Source organism: Pseudomonas sp. TWP3-1 (assembly GCF_049896625.1).
Taxonomy (GTDB): Bacteria; Pseudomonadota; Gammaproteobacteria; order Pseudomonadales; family Pseudomonadaceae; genus Aquipseudomonas.
Window position 1 is genome coordinate 151,288 of record NZ_JAFCUQ010000006.1, and the last position, 14,588, is coordinate 165,875.

At 52.7% G+C, this 14,588-nt stretch carries 17 protein-coding genes, 2 pseudogenes and 2 riboswitches; of the genes and pseudogenes, 14 read left to right on the forward strand and 5 right to left on the reverse strand.

Going from position 1 to position 14,588, the window contains the following annotated elements; genetic code table 11:
• Positions 1-89: 89 nt before the first annotated feature.
• On the reverse strand, positions 90-605 hold the full coding sequence (locus ACP7BN_RS10895) for an Hcp family type VI secretion system effector (protein ID WP_007919523.1): 516 nt from the start codon (positions 603-605) through the stop codon (positions 90-92).
• A gap of 730 nt (positions 606-1,335) precedes the next feature.
• Here ACP7BN_RS10895 and ACP7BN_RS10900 point away from each other — a divergent pair.
• The 4 genes from ACP7BN_RS10900 to ACP7BN_RS10915 all read left to right on the forward strand — a co-directional run bounded on the left by ACP7BN_RS10900 (position 1,336) and on the right by ACP7BN_RS10915 (position 4,314).
• Positions 1,336-1,554, forward strand: coding sequence for a hypothetical protein (locus ACP7BN_RS10900; protein WP_426203952.1), 219 nt, complete (start codon positions 1,336-1,338; stop codon positions 1,552-1,554).
• An 83-nt stretch (positions 1,555-1,637) separates the two neighbouring features.
• Entirely contained in the window at positions 1,638-2,678 is a 1,041-nt protein-coding gene (locus tag ACP7BN_RS10905; RefSeq protein ID WP_426203954.1) for a DUF4062 domain-containing protein, read from the forward strand.
• 251 nt (positions 2,679-2,929) lie between these two features.
• The gene (locus ACP7BN_RS10910; protein ID WP_426203955.1) at positions 2,930-3,433 is read left to right on the forward strand and encodes a cupin domain-containing protein; all 504 of its coding nucleotides are present in this window, start codon (positions 2,930-2,932) and stop codon (positions 3,431-3,433) included.
• A gap of 431 nt (positions 3,434-3,864) precedes the next feature.
• Complete coding sequence (locus ACP7BN_RS10915) at positions 3,865-4,314, forward strand: GNAT family N-acetyltransferase (RefSeq protein ID WP_426203957.1); 450 nt, start codon at positions 3,865-3,867, stop codon at positions 4,312-4,314.
• 2 nt (positions 4,315-4,316) lie between these two features.
• Here ACP7BN_RS10915 and tnpC read toward each other — a convergent pair.
• The 3 genes and pseudogenes from tnpC to ACP7BN_RS10930 form a co-directional block, all read right to left on the reverse strand.
• A pseudogene (tnpC, locus tag ACP7BN_RS10920) lies at positions 4,317-5,054 on the reverse strand (IS66 family transposase); the annotation flags it as partial.
• Positions 5,055-5,192: 138 nt separating this feature from the next.
• Positions 5,193-5,558, reverse strand: coding sequence for a histone-like nucleoid-structuring protein, MvaT/MvaU family (locus ACP7BN_RS10925; RefSeq protein WP_426203959.1), 366 nt, complete (start codon positions 5,556-5,558; stop codon positions 5,193-5,195).
• A gap of 287 nt (positions 5,559-5,845) precedes the next feature.
• On the reverse strand, positions 5,846-6,601 hold the full coding sequence (locus ACP7BN_RS10930) for a hypothetical protein (RefSeq protein ID WP_426203960.1): 756 nt from the start codon (positions 6,599-6,601) through the stop codon (positions 5,846-5,848).
• 303 nt (positions 6,602-6,904) lie between these two features.
• Here ACP7BN_RS10930 and ACP7BN_RS10935 point away from each other — a divergent pair, with 303 nt between their 5' ends.
• The gene (locus ACP7BN_RS10935; protein ID WP_426203962.1) at positions 6,905-7,240 is read left to right on the forward strand and encodes a hypothetical protein; all 336 of its coding nucleotides are present in this window, start codon (positions 6,905-6,907) and stop codon (positions 7,238-7,240) included.
• Positions 7,241-7,344: 104 nt separating this feature from the next.
• Here ACP7BN_RS10935 and ACP7BN_RS10940 read toward each other — a convergent pair whose 3' ends face one another.
• Positions 7,345-8,475: an ATP-binding protein gene (locus ACP7BN_RS10940; protein WP_426203964.1), complete on the reverse strand. Its 1,131-nt coding sequence runs from the start codon at positions 8,473-8,475 to the stop codon at positions 7,345-7,347.
• Positions 8,476-8,625: 150 nt separating this feature from the next.
• On the opposite strand from ACP7BN_RS10940, the pseudogene ACP7BN_RS10945 reads away from it, so the two are divergent.
• From ACP7BN_RS10945 to eno, 9 genes and pseudogenes are all read left to right on the forward strand, one after another.
• Positions 8,626-9,009, forward strand: a pseudogene (locus ACP7BN_RS10945) (chromate transporter); the annotation flags it as partial.
• 71 nt (positions 9,010-9,080) lie between these two features.
• A riboswitch (Fluoride riboswitch) is annotated at positions 9,081-9,142 on the forward strand.
• 133 nt (positions 9,143-9,275) lie between these two features.
• Complete coding sequence (crcB, locus tag ACP7BN_RS10950; RefSeq protein WP_426203966.1) at positions 9,276-9,659, forward strand: fluoride efflux transporter CrcB; 384 nt, start codon at positions 9,276-9,278, stop codon at positions 9,657-9,659.
• Positions 9,660-9,669: 10 nt separating this feature from the next.
• Positions 9,670-10,029: a DUF190 domain-containing protein gene (locus tag ACP7BN_RS10955; protein WP_426203968.1), complete on the forward strand. Its 360-nt coding sequence runs from the start codon at positions 9,670-9,672 to the stop codon at positions 10,027-10,029.
• Between the two features lie 108 nt (positions 10,030-10,137).
• Positions 10,138-10,210, forward strand: a riboswitch (Fluoride riboswitch).
• Between the two features lie 79 nt (positions 10,211-10,289).
• Positions 10,290-11,636 carry a voltage-gated chloride channel family protein gene (locus ACP7BN_RS10960; protein ID WP_426203969.1) on the forward strand — a complete coding sequence of 449 codons (1,347 nt, stop codon included), beginning with the start codon at positions 10,290-10,292 and terminating at the stop codon, positions 11,634-11,636.
• Positions 11,633-11,998: a hypothetical protein gene (locus ACP7BN_RS10965; RefSeq protein WP_426203971.1), complete on the forward strand. Its 366-nt coding sequence runs from the start codon at positions 11,633-11,635 to the stop codon at positions 11,996-11,998. Before ACP7BN_RS10960 ends, ACP7BN_RS10965 begins: the two co-directional genes overlap by 4 nt.
• An 84-nt stretch (positions 11,999-12,082) precedes the next feature.
• A complete protein-coding gene (locus ACP7BN_RS10970) occupies positions 12,083-12,406 on the forward strand; it encodes a DUF190 domain-containing protein (protein WP_426203973.1) in 324 nt (107 codons plus the stop codon).
• Between the two features lie 43 nt (positions 12,407-12,449).
• The gene (locus ACP7BN_RS10975; protein WP_426203974.1) at positions 12,450-12,716 is read left to right on the forward strand and encodes a hypothetical protein; all 267 of its coding nucleotides are present in this window, start codon (positions 12,450-12,452) and stop codon (positions 12,714-12,716) included.
• 103 nt (positions 12,717-12,819) lie between these two features.
• Positions 12,820-13,161, forward strand: coding sequence for a hypothetical protein (locus ACP7BN_RS10980; RefSeq protein WP_426203975.1), 342 nt, complete (start codon positions 12,820-12,822; stop codon positions 13,159-13,161).
• 73 nt (positions 13,162-13,234) lie between these two features.
• Positions 13,235-14,518, forward strand: coding sequence for a phosphopyruvate hydratase (eno, locus tag ACP7BN_RS10985; protein WP_426203977.1), 1,284 nt, complete (start codon positions 13,235-13,237; stop codon positions 14,516-14,518).
• Positions 14,519-14,588: the final 70 nt, after the last annotated feature.

Below are 14,588 nucleotides of genomic sequence, written 5' to 3' on the forward strand. Positions count from 1 at the left end.
CGTTGGTGGGCTATTGGTGAAAAATTCTTTATTGGTTGAACGCCTGGGCCAGCAGCGCCAGCCCAGGCAAGTGCATCAATCAGCCGTAATTAAACGACTGGAGCACGCCAGTCATCGGAACCCGAAGTACCGGATACTTCGTGAGTCCAGGTGATTTTGCGGTAGGTGAACTGCACTTCTTCCAGGTGGGTGAAGTGCGAATTGCCTGGATCCTGGCAGTTGTGCATTTTGTTGTTGATGGCGACGATGATCGCGTCTTCCAGTTTGGTGGTGTAGTAGTGCTCTTGGGTGCCTTGAGCCGAGGTACGGAACCACTGGATAACGATTTCGCTCATACGCTCGCCGGAAGTCAGAGCGGCTTGCAGCAGCGGCGAAGCCTTGTCGTAGACCTTGGTGATCACAACTGGTTTGTGAACGCGCTGACCAGTTGGCTGACCGGATTGCGGGTCACGCGGGATAATCACGTCGTGGCTGAACGCCTGAACCATGACCTGGTCTTCGTGACCTTCCTGGTAGGTGTTGCCAACGGAGTCAGCGGTGAACGCGCCGGCAGTGATCAGACCTTGTTTTTCGCCGGTAACCGACATATACGCTGGTGTAGCCATGAGTGTGCTCCTTGCTGGAAATTCAGAGTGCCCTGAGGCGAAATCGCCCGGTGGGTGCTTGCGCTTCAATCAAGGAACGTGCCAGCTTTGGTAAAGTCCCCGGGAGCCGGGGATGAAGCCGCAATGGATCGCGTTTTTGCACGTTTTTTGCTCGGATTTTAGGTCTGAAGTGCGCAACTTCTTGCGCAGTAGTGCGCAAGAAGTTGCGCACTCGTCTGTACAGAACGGATTACGTGGGCTGTAAGGATGTGTCCACATGGTTATCCACATTCGAGTGCGCAAGAAGTTGCGCACTTCCCCCCAACCGTCTAAACGGCTGAGCGTCGGGAGAGGCAGACCAATACGGCACGAAGTCGATCACGACGCTGAAGTGTTCAACTCGGGGCAGCGGGACATTCGCGATTTTCCGCCACTGGACATGTCAAACATTACGAGCGTGCTGCCCTCCAACTCTTTGCGCAGGAGACCGAACTTGCGGATCAAATTACCCTGGGACGCGCAGTCTTTAATCGCCGGCATTGGCATGGGGCTCCCGTTGACCTAGACAATGCATTCAAAATTCTAGGAGGGCACGCTCAACCGGATTGAGTATGAACGTGTTATAGCTCACTCCGCCTCCTCACAACGACAGCAAATCTGTCTCCCCCACCAATGACCTTGCTGTTGCGCTCAATGATCGCTGATGTGATTGCTTACCGCCTTCCGCACCAATTACTCAAGGAAGATACCGATGCCAGATAGTTCTCAAGCGAATATAGCTGCAGCCGATGCGCTCACACTGCTGCTGCACAACCAACATGCGATATGTGCGGCTATTGAAGAGGTCACTAATTGGCTCTTAGAAAACGGTGCGGTAGATGCCCCTGCCAACGCAGTTGCAGCAATGGAAACGCTGGACACAAATGCTCAAGGAATTACGGATGCAATCATGCTGCTACGTCGTTCATAGGCACCCACGCCTTGGCTAGTAGAAACCATCCCACCAGACAGTAGTCCAAACGGCACATAGGTCGGCACTTTGAGGAGGAACAGATGAAGGTATTCATAAGCTCGGTAGTGAGGGGGTTTGAGCAATTTAGAGCGGCTGCCAAGGATGCCGTGGAAGCTCTGGATATGAAGCCGATCATGAGCGAGCACTTTGGAGCCCGTACTTATTCCTCCGAGCATGCATGCCTGACAGAGGTTGATCAGTGCGACCTCTTCGTTCTCATTTTGGGCGCTAACTACGGCTACGAGCCTCAGCCGAGTCTGTCAGTAACCCAACAGGAATTTCGCCAGGCAGTCAGCAGACGGAAACCGATCTTAGTCTTCATTCAGCAGACGGAATTTGATGAAAAGCAGGCCGTGTTCGTCAGCGAAGTATCTGACTACAAGCTAGGTTTCTTTCGCGCCTCATTCTCCGGGCCGCAGGAGCTATTAACGGCGATCATCCAAGGCCTTACCAGGATGGAAAAGTCCAAAAGCTCTGTGCCCGAAAAGGAGTTTCTAGAACGCCTAAATGGGGCTTCAAACTCCCGTGCTTACGGAAGCCATTCATACGCACCACGCTTTGAGTTCGCATTCTTACCGCAGCCTATCGAGAGTCATGCTGTGCACGAAGCGTCGCAGCGCCGTGATGAGATTTTTCAAAAATTTCATAATCTGGGGCTCGCGAAATTTAAGCAGGGCTATGAAGATTTGGACGACAAATCGTTCACTGGTTTGAAGTCGGGGGATACAACATGGCGGGTTTTCGACGACGGGTTACTTTTCATTGAGGCTGATGCGAGCGCGCCTGTGGAAGGTCGTCCGGCTGGCCTCTACTTCGTGTCTCCCACTCATTTTTCTAAACTGCTCCTTTCATGCTTCCAAGTGGCCGCATTTGGAAGCGGTTGGTATCGCATCACGCTGAGAAACCTAGAGATGGCGAAGATAGAAGAGCCCCCAGCGACTATGCCCACCAGTTACTCGATGCCAATGCATCGTGACAAGGCGGTCAGTGAATCGCGCCTTTTTATCCCTGCTACGCCCGCCATGGCAGAGCAGTGGGTGCAGGACAGCATCACAAGAATGGCCAGGTCTCTAACCTACTGAAGACCACTAATCATCCTCGCGTGACATATCGGATGGAGGTTAGTCAGCAGTTTGGCTGGTGAGGGCTGTTGTATTTTCAGTGCCAATGGCACTGACCACCCTCAGTGGGTATCAACCTGGGTCATGCATAGTGACTTCGGTGCATGCTTACGTATCTGGCATGTGAAATTGAAGAGCTGCTGCCGCATAAATGGCAACCCGGTTAGCTACGCGAGGCGGGATGCCCGGACAGATAATTTCGGGAGTGAGTAATGAGCAATACCGCCTGTGTTCTAACTGCGCGCATGATTCGCAATTTCAATGATGTGCCGCTGCAATACGAGCGCCGCGACCCTCTTTACGAGAGCCATGGCGCGCGCCTCGGCACTGACACTGTCGCGCAGAAACTAGGTGCGTCGGTGGACATCGTCGCGCCAGGCAAGCGTTCTTGCCCCTACCACTTTCATTATGCTCAGGAAGAGATGTTCGTCATCCTGGAAGGGTTTGGCACCCTGCGTGTAGCGGGCGAAATGTTGCCGATCAGAAGCGGCGATGTCATCTTCATTCCGGCCGGCCCCGAGTATCCGCATCAGATCATCAACACCTCGGATGCGCCGCTGAAGTACCTGTCCATTGGCACCCGAGAAACCCCCGAAGTCTGCCAATACCCGGATTCCGGGAAATATCAGGCGATGGTCACAATCAATGGAGCGCGCGCGTTCACCGCTGTGCAGCGGCCCGGGACTACGCTTAATTATTGGGACGACGAACCATGAAAGCGCCGTGTTGACGAAGCCTGCCAGCGAAATGAATTAGGAACGTCTAGTGACACTACATCTGGCTGATTACTAACTGCTTAGGTGGGTTCGCCGAACGGTTACCATGCTGGTGTCGTTCGTTCTAAACATCGTATTTCCTTCGACCTCAAGGTGCTCTGATACGAAGCAGTGTTAGTCGGTAAGCGGCCAGCAAACACACCTTCATAATCCCAGCGCCATGGGCGATGGTGTCCGCCTATTTGTGGATGCGATAGCCTCTATCGCTAGGACTTCCATGCACTAACAAAGCTCCTAACCGGCCACACACCGGGCGCAGATGAATGTGAGATCGAAAAAGGAAATGGGGTATCTTCCGCCCCATAGTAAGCGTCCGGGGAAGGCACATTGCGATGCGCTAAGATGTAATCCTTTAGGATTGAGGTCTCAGCATGGAATGTCACGTTCGTCCCGCCACGAGCAGAGATGCAGCAGCGATAAGCCGCGTAGTTATAGCCGCCCTGCGTGAGTCAAATTCACAGGACTATCCGCCTGACGTGATCGCTCAGGTTGAGCAGAGCTTTTCTCCTGAGGCCATCACCACACAGCTTACGAAGCGTAGGGTCTTCGTAGACTTATTGGGCGAAAACATTATTGGCACTGCCGGTCTCGACGGTGATGTGGTCAGAAGTGTTTTCGTTGACCCGGCGCACCAGAAAGGCGGTATCGGGCGGCATTTGATGGATGTCATTCATACAACTGCTGCCAGTGCAGGAGTTGGAGCTGTACGTGTGCCATCGTCGATTACAGCTGAAAGGTTTTATACCGCGTTGGGTTATCAGAAAATCCGCGACGAGTTTCATGGGGCGGAGCGCACCATCGTTATGGAGAAGCAGCTGTAGGATTATCCCAGACTATTTACCCACTTATGCGGCAACAAATCAGTGATTTCGCTGGCCCGCTGCGTGGGCAGCCGCGTGAGCACATCCTTGAGATAAGCATACGGATCATGCCCATTGCTGCGTGCTGACTGGAACAGACTCATGATCGCTGCCGCCCGTTTGCCACTGCGCAGCGACCCAGCAAACAACCAGTTCGATCGCCCAAGCGCCCACGGCCGGATCAAGTTATCGATCTGGTTGTTGTCGATGGGTACAGCCCCATCTTCCAGGTAGCGCGTCAGCGCTACCCCGCGCTTAAGGCTGTAATCCAAGGCCTTGGCCGTAGCCGAGCCCTCGGGCACAAGTTCACGCTGGGCCAGCATCCATTCATGCAGTTTTTCAGCGATGGGTACCGCCATTTCCTGGCGTAATCGCAAACGGTCTTCGTCGCTCATTTCTCTGGTGTGTCGCTCGACTTCGTACAGCCCGCCAATCGAGTGAAGCGCCTGCTCCGCCACCGGGCTGTTATTCGCCACGTGCAGGTCGAAGAACTTGCGGCGTGCATGAGCCATGCAGCCGATTTCGGTGATGCCCAGCTCAAAGCTGGCCTTGTAACCGGCAAAGTCATCACAGACCAGCTTACCGTTCCACGTATCCAGAAAGTTAGGCATCGAAGGCTCCGGGTGACACGTCGCAGTTGAAAATAGGTAGAGGAAACGGACAAGCCGCCAAAGTCGCGCTTGGTGAGCGGGGCCCCTGCCTGCTGGATAGCTAAGTAACTCTTGCCTACGTTTCCTATTTCCTTCACCTGCGTGGAACGGGCAAAAACTCGACGTATTTTCGTACTGCAGACGAAAACAGAAAAGGGCCCGATTAGGGCCCTTTTACTTAATTCAAAATCAGCTGGTCAGCCATGACTCGACGGTGTCGGAACCATGCTTAGCTTTCCACTCTTTTAGGCCTTTGTGATTGCCACCCTTAGTCTCAATAACCTCGCCAGTATGAGGGTTCTTGTAGACCTTCACTTGGCGAGCTTTCCGGGTGCCGGCTTTCGTCGCGGCTACTGGAGCGCGACGGCCTGCTTGTGGATCTAGCAGGTTGATTACGTCCTTAAGGCTGTAGCTATATTTTGCGAGCAAATCGCGAAGCTTCGTTTCGAATTCGATTTCTTTTTTAAGGCCGGCATCACCCTTGAGGGCTTCAAGCGCTTGGAGTTGTTCGGCAAGGTGTTTTTCGAGTTGGCGGAATTCTGCGAGCTTAGACATGGGAGCCTCCTAAGTAATTAGTGTTGTGAAGTTACACCAAAATATACGCTTCAATGAAGAAGGATTATTAATTCAGACGTCGAATAAGCTACTTGGGTATTTGGCTCCAATTGAGGGGGATGTAGAAAAAACTCCTGGTAAACGGAGCCCCTTTAAGAACAGGGGCGCTAGACTTCACGTCTTTTCCATCCGGTCAGTCACTGGCTGGAGTGAGCGGCGGCGATTCAAGGCCAACGTCCGCCTTTTGGTCAAAGCTTTGATTTGCGTGTAAGTGCTCAACGAACCACCTAGAGCTGCATGACAGCGAGCGCCCTACGCAGGGGGGCGTCGGATATCTGGATAGGGCCGTGGAACGGCACATCCATGTCCAATACAAGGTAAACAGAAGCGGCGATGAGCAATGAAGAGATGATGAACATTCCAATTACCATCGAGTTCCGTGGTGCGCGGTATCCAAAACTGGCGAAAATGAGTGTCAACCAAGCGACCAGCATACCGATCAAAGGGCCCGGAATCGCCCCCTCCGACTGTTCGACGATCCTCCAGCGTTGCTCAATGAGCGAATGGTACTGCTGACGGATATCCTGAAGCATCGTTTCATGGAAGCGATCCGGGGGTTTTATACCGGTCAATGATTTCCCGATATCGTCCAAGTATTTGGCCGCCTCACTATTCCGGTGCTGCAATGCTTCGTCACCTCGATATGGGGTCTCGATAGCACGCTCAAGGTAAGTGATCAGACGGCTCCTTGTATCTTGTGTCGCTTCTCCGTAGCCACGCAGAGTCCGGTCAAAAATTATCAGGCTGGTTGCATACCCATGGAAGTTTGCGTCAATGGACTCAAAGGTGTTTTTGGCAGAGTTGATCATCAAACCAAAGACCAGCGAAGTCATAACTACAAAAATGTTGGCGACCAAGCGAATGACGGTGTTGGTGTCGTCATCACGGTGGTGGGCCGCCAGCCTAGGATACCAATACATCATTAGAAGCGATGAAGCCACTAGGCACGTGAAAATGGCCAGTGCGATCCAGAGTGAGTTCATGCATCAGCGCCCTGATCAATGAGGTCAAGTCTTGAAGGATAGACTGTCGATTGTTCTGCGAATTCTGCTCCTCTAATTTTTTGGAATTGCCGCGATATTCGGCTGGGATCCAATGTTGGTGAAAGACCGGTATTGGCTGATCATGTTGAAAAAGTAGTTCCCCTCTCTGGCCTGCGGCAAAATTCGCGCATCGGCCAGCAGGGAAGCACACAACATGATTCATACATGCTTCCAGTGGACACGCTGGAGCAGCCATCCTAGTAGAATTCGTCGAGCTGATTACCACCCCCTTTGAGATGTTCTATGAACTCTGAACTAACTGAAGAAGAAATGCGTCGTGCGTTATTCGGTACGCCACGTCCCGAAGATCAGGTGTCTGTTCCTCTAGTAGAGGAGCCTGTGGAAGAAGTTGTGCTCGCCAAACCGGTGGTCACTCCAGCAGCGAAGAAGAAAGTGGCAAAAGCATTCACGCCCAGGCTGAGGGTCACGTTACGCGTTGGTAACGAGTTTGAAGGGAAAATGATCGAGTTGATTCACGAGGCTGATACGTTGAGCTCGTTGCTTGCTGAGCAAGAGGCTGTGAAGGCTGCTAGGAAGAAGTACAAATATGTTGAGGTAGTATCAGTCAAATCAATGTAGAGGCCCTGTAGTTTAGAAGCTCTCCTTGCAGGCCCATTTTTTATAGGGTGAAAGTTATCATTTGATGCCGCAGCCATAGTGAAGTCTGGCTACCAAACACAAATTCAGCGTTTACCGGCAGGTACTTTTACCAGAAAAGTGGTTCCGTGCAGCTTGTCGGAGGTCACATCTATAGAGCCGGAGTGTGCGGTAACGATTTCGGAAGCGATGTAGAGGCCCAATCCCAAGCCAGCGCTATGGCCTGCATCGAGCGTAGCTTGCTGAGAGAAGCGGCCCATGGGACTGAAGATAAACGGTAAAACATGCTCCGGTATTGGCTCGCCGCGATTGTGGACGACGAATAAAACGCTCCCATCAGAACTATCGAGCGATACTTCGATAGGGAATTCATGGTCGCCATGTTGCACAGCATTGCTGAGTAGGTTGGAAAACACTTGCTCCATTCGAGCGCCATCAAACTCACCAAGAGCTGACGCTTCTGCCCTAAAGATGATGTCCGCGCTTGGGTGAAATGTGCGGATCTCTTCCACGATACGTATGCATAGCGGCTTTAAGTCAATCTCGACCTTCTTGACAGGAATTCCAGGGCCCATTTGGCAACGTGTTAGATCCAACAAGTCGCTAACAATTCGGCTGGCTCGCTTTACGCTGGTGAATATTCCCAATGCAACTTTAGCCTCTCGCCCCTCAACCTTTTTCGAGCGCCGCAACACGTCGGCTCCCAGTAAAATGGCTCCCAGTGGGGTACGCAAATCGTGCCCCAGAATGCCTAAAAAAACGTTGCGTGAGGCTTCCACTGCACGCGAATAACTAGCGATAGACTCGGCCAGCGCTTGATCAATTGCTCCGTTGAAGCGGATCATATCGTCCACATCCAAGAACGTTCCTGCCTTCATCTGCCCCAGCCATTGACTGAGCACGCTCGCCCTCAAGGCCCGATACTCCGATACCATTTGATCCAGTGTGAAGCCCACCAGTAAACGCGTTACCGCATGGACTTCGGCAGCCGTTTCCAACTGCTCCACAGGATCATTGCCTTGGGATTGGGCAATTCGCTCTTGCGGGGGCGGGGTTGTGCGAAGGTCTAGGGCTATTGCGCGCAACATCTGTTCTGCGTGATCGCGCAGACCCTTTGAGTCCAATTCTTGGCCAGGCACTTCAATGGTTCTGGCGAAGTCTTCCCAAGCCTGCAGAATGGGCTCTAGGTTTTTAATAATGAAGTCTGACAAGCGCATGCCGATGATCCTGATTGTAAATTCGTAGTCGAGCTCGAAAACGGGAATGAAACAGCATGGGCGGGATTAGAGCACCGATTCAGTCATTTAGCATGCGTTCTGAGTAGATGCCTATCTAGGTGGTTGGTCAGGTCGAAATGCACAAAATGATCTGTACCTGGGCCACTCTCTACCTTCGCAGCCTTTCTCGGAGCGTCCATGAGCGGCCAGCCATCTGGTTGGCTCGGCGCTACGGTGTGCCTCATCGCTATCTTTGCGCCTTCATTCCTGCTCGTGATTGGAGTGTTGCCATTTTGGGAAAAACTACGGCATAGCTTGCGCACCCAGGCGGCACTTGCTGGGGTTAATGCGGGAGTGGTCGGGCTTCTTCTGGCGGCGTTGTATAGCCTGTTCTGGACGAGTGCGATATTAGAAACCCAAGACTTTGGATTGGCGCTGATAGCCCTCGTCGCTCTGATGTTTTGGAGGGCTCCTCCGTGGTTGGTCGTCTTGAGTTGTGGATTAATTGGATGGTTGCTAAACCATGTACTTTGAACTTAGGCGTCTGCCGAGCTTGTCTTGACGCTTAATGAGGTTATTGATGCCTTGGGTAAGGATGCTATAGGATCAGATCAGGAGATGGCATTCCTCCTTAAACCGCCTTCGTGCTGATGATGCCTACGTGAACCCTGGACAGGGTGCGTAGGTGCGCTCCTGTCCCAATCGAGGACAGGACATGATTCCCCATCCTATATTTTTCCGCATCCCAAGCTTCCTTGTGTTTTCCGTTCTATCGCAATTTATTGGTAAGGACTGAAGCGATGCTGAAATCACTGTTTGCGATAGCCATAGGAGCGTCCCTCGGCGCTTGGATACGCTGGGGATTAGGTATACGCCTGAATGCGCTGTTCCCGACAATTCCTCCTGGGACAGTCGTAGCCAATCTTGTCGGCGGTTACATCATCGGTCTCGCATTGGCATTCTTCGCTTCGAATCCTTCGATCAGCCAAGAGTGGCGCCTACTGATCATGGCTGGCTTTTGCGGTGGTCTTACAACCTTCTCTACGTTTTCCGCAGAAACGCTGACGCTGATTCAGGAAGGTAGGATTGTTTGGGCGTTGGGTGCCATCGGTGTCCATGTCATGGGATCGCTGGCTATGACTGCGCTCGGACTGCTGACATATCAATATTTGAGCTCAAGCTGAGGTGCTAATCATGAAAGGCTTTCTAGTCGTTTTCTTTACTCAACAAAATCGCCGTTATAAAGGAAAAATGTTGGGGGATTGGGTTGTTGATCTGGCGAAAGATCTGGGGCTTCGGGGTGCGACTCTTTCAACAGGAATTGAGGGTTTCGGCCACACAGGTAAGTTACATTCCGCGCATTTTTTTGAGATGGCTGATGAACCGGTGGAAATTCAGCTCGCCATCACGCAGGACGAGTGCGACAGCCTTTTTCAGAGATTAGAGGCAGAGCAGATTAGCCTGTTCTACATCAAGTCACCCATTGAGATAGGCTTTGTCGGCCAGGGCGAGATTGAGTCAAACCAACCAAAACCTGCTAAAGATTTGGGGTGAGCTACCTCAACGCTCTTCAGGGAAATGCCCGCCGACACAGCATCTTCCCTGACCAAGTCTGCGGCATCTGTAACAAGATTTTACATTTTCATCGCGGCTAGATAAGATCGATTCATTGGAGATGGCATTCCTCCATTAACCAACCGCTGCGCCCGTAGCAGCTGATGATGCCTACAGAAACCTGATCAATCAGGTCCGTAGGCGTTCGCGCTCAGATTCCCTTTTTGGTCAGGCCCACTTACTTTTTTGTGGCTGGCCAAATGTCTAAACTCCGACGACCTGAACAACTCGACTTACTGCCTTACATAGCAAAATGGCTTGCGCTTGCAGGTCTCGTCGCTCTGTTGGCGGGTTCTGCCTCAGCGCTATTCCTCTTCTCTTTAGATCACGCTACCCAATGGCGGGAAACTCGCCGCTGGGCGATCTGGCTACTTCCAGTTGCTGGCTTCGCCGTGGGGCTCGCTTACCATTTGATGGGTAAACCGGTTGATGCCGGAAACAACCTGATCATTGATGAGATCCACGATCCTAAAAAGATTATCCCTTTGCGCATGGTGCCGATGGTGCTAATCGGAACCGTGGTTTCCCACCTCTTCGGTGCATCTGTGGGACGTGAGGGAACGGCAGTGCAAATGGGTGGAGCCCTTGCCGACCAACTGACGCATGTATTCCGGCTACGTCGCGAAGATCGCCGGGTAATTCTCATGGCCGGCATCAGCGCTGGCTTTGCGTCCGTATTCGGAACACCTCTCGCGGGGGCTTTGTTCGGACTTGAAGTGTTGGCCATCGGACGTATGCGTTACGACGCGCTTTTCCCTTGTGTGGTTGCGGCAATCGTTGCTGACCAGGTGGGGCAAGCCTGGGGAGTGGTTCACACGCATTACGTCATTGGCGAAGTGGTTCCGGTGCAGCTCTGGAGCGTCATGGCTGTGGTAGCAGCGGGGATTATCTTTGGCCTCACTGGCCTGCTATTCGCGACGGCCACCCATAAGCTCGGTGCGGTCGTTAAACGGCTTATCACCTATTCACCGTTAAGACCCTTTGCTGGCGGCCTGCTGATCGCAATCGCTGTGTGGGCGCTCACTGACAATCATTACATCGACGTCGATAAGTACATCGGTTTAGGCATTCCAAGCATCATCCAATCCTTTCAAATGCCAATGGCTCCTTGGGATTGGTTTGGAAAGATGGTGTTCACCGTCGTATCACTGGGCACTGGTTTCAAAGGCGGCGAAGTCACACCGCTGTTCTACATTGGCGCCACCCTGGGGAACGCACTAGCGCCCCTGTTACATCTTCCCTTCGGCATGCTGGCTGGTATCGGTTTTGTCGCCGTCTTCGCTGGTGCAGCTAATACGCCGCTGGCAACCATTGTCATGGCAATGGAACTGTTCGGGCCTGAAATCGCCCCCCTCGCGGCCATTGCTTGTATCGCCAGTTACCTCGTATCCGGACACACCGGGATCTATCACGCACAGCGCGTTGGTCACAGCAAGCATCACCGTCCGCTGCCGGAGGAAATCCGGCTCTCCGATATCAAGCAGTTCCACGCACAAACCAAATCTGAAAACGAGCGGAAAATGGCTCTTGAGGGAGAAGAGAAATGACCGAGGATCGTCAAGATCGCCTGACAGCTTTGCAACTCTATTTCCCTGGCGCTAGTCGGGCTCGGGTTACCAGCTTCTGGCACCACCTAAGCGCACCTGCGCTAGCCCAGCGCCTCCTTAAAGTTGCTCAAAAAGCAAAAATCGAGCAGGTCATGCTCAAGACGATTTCTGCAGGTTATTTGCCGGGGCATCGCATCTCGCATCATCACCCGGAGCTGGGTGATATGCGTCATCCCCAATGCCTGGAATTGCTAGATACAGAGGACAAGCTGCGCGCCTTCCTGCGCGATCACGCTGACGAATTACGCAGGGTGCGAGCAGTTCTTCTCTTATGCGAATTACCGCTCAGTGACGCGTCGTAATTCATCCTGAGGAAACAGCTCGTAAATGAAAGGGCATGGTCGACCGCAGCATCGGTCGCTCTTACCACCTTAGAGGATGTTGCCATGAAAGGCTTTCAACTGACGTTTTTCACTGAACAGAGTACCAACTACCAGCACCTTCCACTGGGCGAGTGGTTGGTCGAGTTCGCCAAGCGAGAGGGCGCGCTGGGTGCGACGTTGGTGAGCGGTACAGAGGGGTTAGATCATTTGGGGCATTTGCATACCGCACATTTCCTCAGCGGTGCCGATCATCCGGTCACGGTGACGATATCCACTGATGAGCCTGGATGCGACAAGTTGCTAGAGGCATTGGCCAGGGAGGCGTTTTCGCTGAGTTATATCAAATTGCCCATCGAGTACGGTCGAGTGGGCCAGGCGGAAAACTAAAAACAAATCGTTTTGGACAACTAACAAAAAAAGGATAAACGCCATGTACCGAGTTTATAACCTACGTCCACAGCCAGCCCCCGCTAACTGGGCTTGTGACAACAGGCCGCTCCTCATAGGACTGGTTTTTTGGTCGCTTTTTCTGGCGGGCATCGCAGGCAGCCAAAAGGTATCAAGCGAGGGCTGGTACATCGTCACGTCGCTCGAAGGCGGCTTGGTCACGATGCGCATGCCCAGTGAGAAGTCCTGCAAGGCAGACGTAGCCCGCACCTGCGTACCGGGCTACGAGCTGAGAGCACAGCAACATTGAGCGTGATGAGCGCAATGGAGGTGGGCAATCCAAAGATGAGATTGCGAAATGGAGCTCACCGACGTCAGCTCATTAAAACAACTTTAGAGAATTGGGAGACCCCATGATCGCTGTGATGCTGAGCATCGTATTCGGGCTTGTGATGGGCAGGTTTCTTACAGGATCCGTGTATGAGTTCGCCGTGCTTTTCATCGTAAGCATTGGAGTGTCGTTGCTGACTTTTCATCTGCTAGATCAAAGGCGGGCTAGGCTGCAAGCCCAGACTGCGTACTGCTGCTCTGTGATGGTTGCGTCGAACCAAATGCTGGAGCTTTTCCAGATGGCCAAGGGAGGGCAGTTCATGCCCTTGGTGGGAGAGATTCCTGAACTAATTATTGGAGGCTTTCTAGTTCCCGCAATTGCGGTGTCGTCAGTGCAGCTGTTCAGGATACTCATGGAGAGCTGACGTCCGACATAGAGGCCTCTCAACGGATTCAAATGGTTAATGACGTTCCCGAATCGTTACTTGGAGAAGATCAATGAAAACGCAAATCCAGGCCATTCATGCACGTGAAATTCTCGATTCACGCGGTAACCCTACCGTTGAAGTCGACGTCACCTTGGAGGGCGGCGCCATGGGCCGGGCTTCAGTACCGTCCGGTGCCTCTACAGGCGCTCACGAAGCAGTTGAATTACGTGACAAAGATACACAGCGGTATTCCGGCAAAGGAGTGTTAAAGGCCGTTAGCAATGTGAATACCGAAATACATGAATCTTTGAGGAGCCTGGATGCGGTTGACCAGGAACAGATTGATCATCTGATGATTAAGCTGGATGGAACCTCTGGTAAATCCAGGCTTGGAGGAAACGCTATCTTGGGCGTAAGCCTCGCCGTTGCCAGAGCGGCGGCTTTTGCGATGAACGTGCCCTTGTTCCAATATCTGGGCGCCGAGCAAGCAGCAAGAATGCCCGTCCCGATGTTCAATATTCTCAATGGCGGTGTTCACGCCAATTGGCAAGGCCCTGACTTTCAGGAATTCATGATTGCACCTACAGGGGCTGGCAGTTTCAAGGAAGCCTTGCGGTGGGGCGCTGAGGTGTATCACGAGCTGAAAGCGGTGCTAAAGGACGCCGGTTACTCAACAGCGGTCGGAGATGAGGGCGGCTTTGCGCCGGCACTGAAGAAGAACTCAGATGCCGTTGAGCTGATCATTAAGGCAATTGAAAGGGCCGGTTATACCCCTGGATCTCAGATCGAGATCGCTATCGATCCAGCATCCAGCGGCTTCTATGAAAACGGTCTTTACCATCTGCGTTCGGAAGGTCGTAAGGTCGACGCCCAAGAGCTGATTAGCCTCTATTCCTCCTGGGTCGACCAGTACCCGATTGCGGTGCTGGAAGATGGCCTCGCGGAAGACGATTGGTCGGGCTGGAAGCTATTGAATACTGCGCTGGGTGACCGGATCGAGTTGGTTGGAGATGACCTATTTGTCACCAATGTCGAACGGATTCAGCGAGGTATCACAGAAAACGTCGCCAATGCCGTACTGATCAAACCCAATCAAATCGGAACCCTGACTGAGACCAAAGCCGCCATTGAAATGGCCTACGGGGCAAATTGGGGAGCAATGGTTTCTCATCGCAGTGGGGAGACCGTGGACAGCTTCATCGCTGATCTGACAGTCGCCATGGGCACTGGCCATCTCAAGACAGGTGCTCCATGCCGGGGGGAGCGGGTCGAGAAATACAATCAGTTTCTGCGAATAGAAGAGCACCTGGGAAGCCGTGCGTTTTATGCAGGACATGATGCATTCGTGCGGTGATGTCCACCGGTTTGAGTCCAACCAGATTGAAACGAGAGAGACGTAATGACTCCGTCAGAGAGGCTAGTCG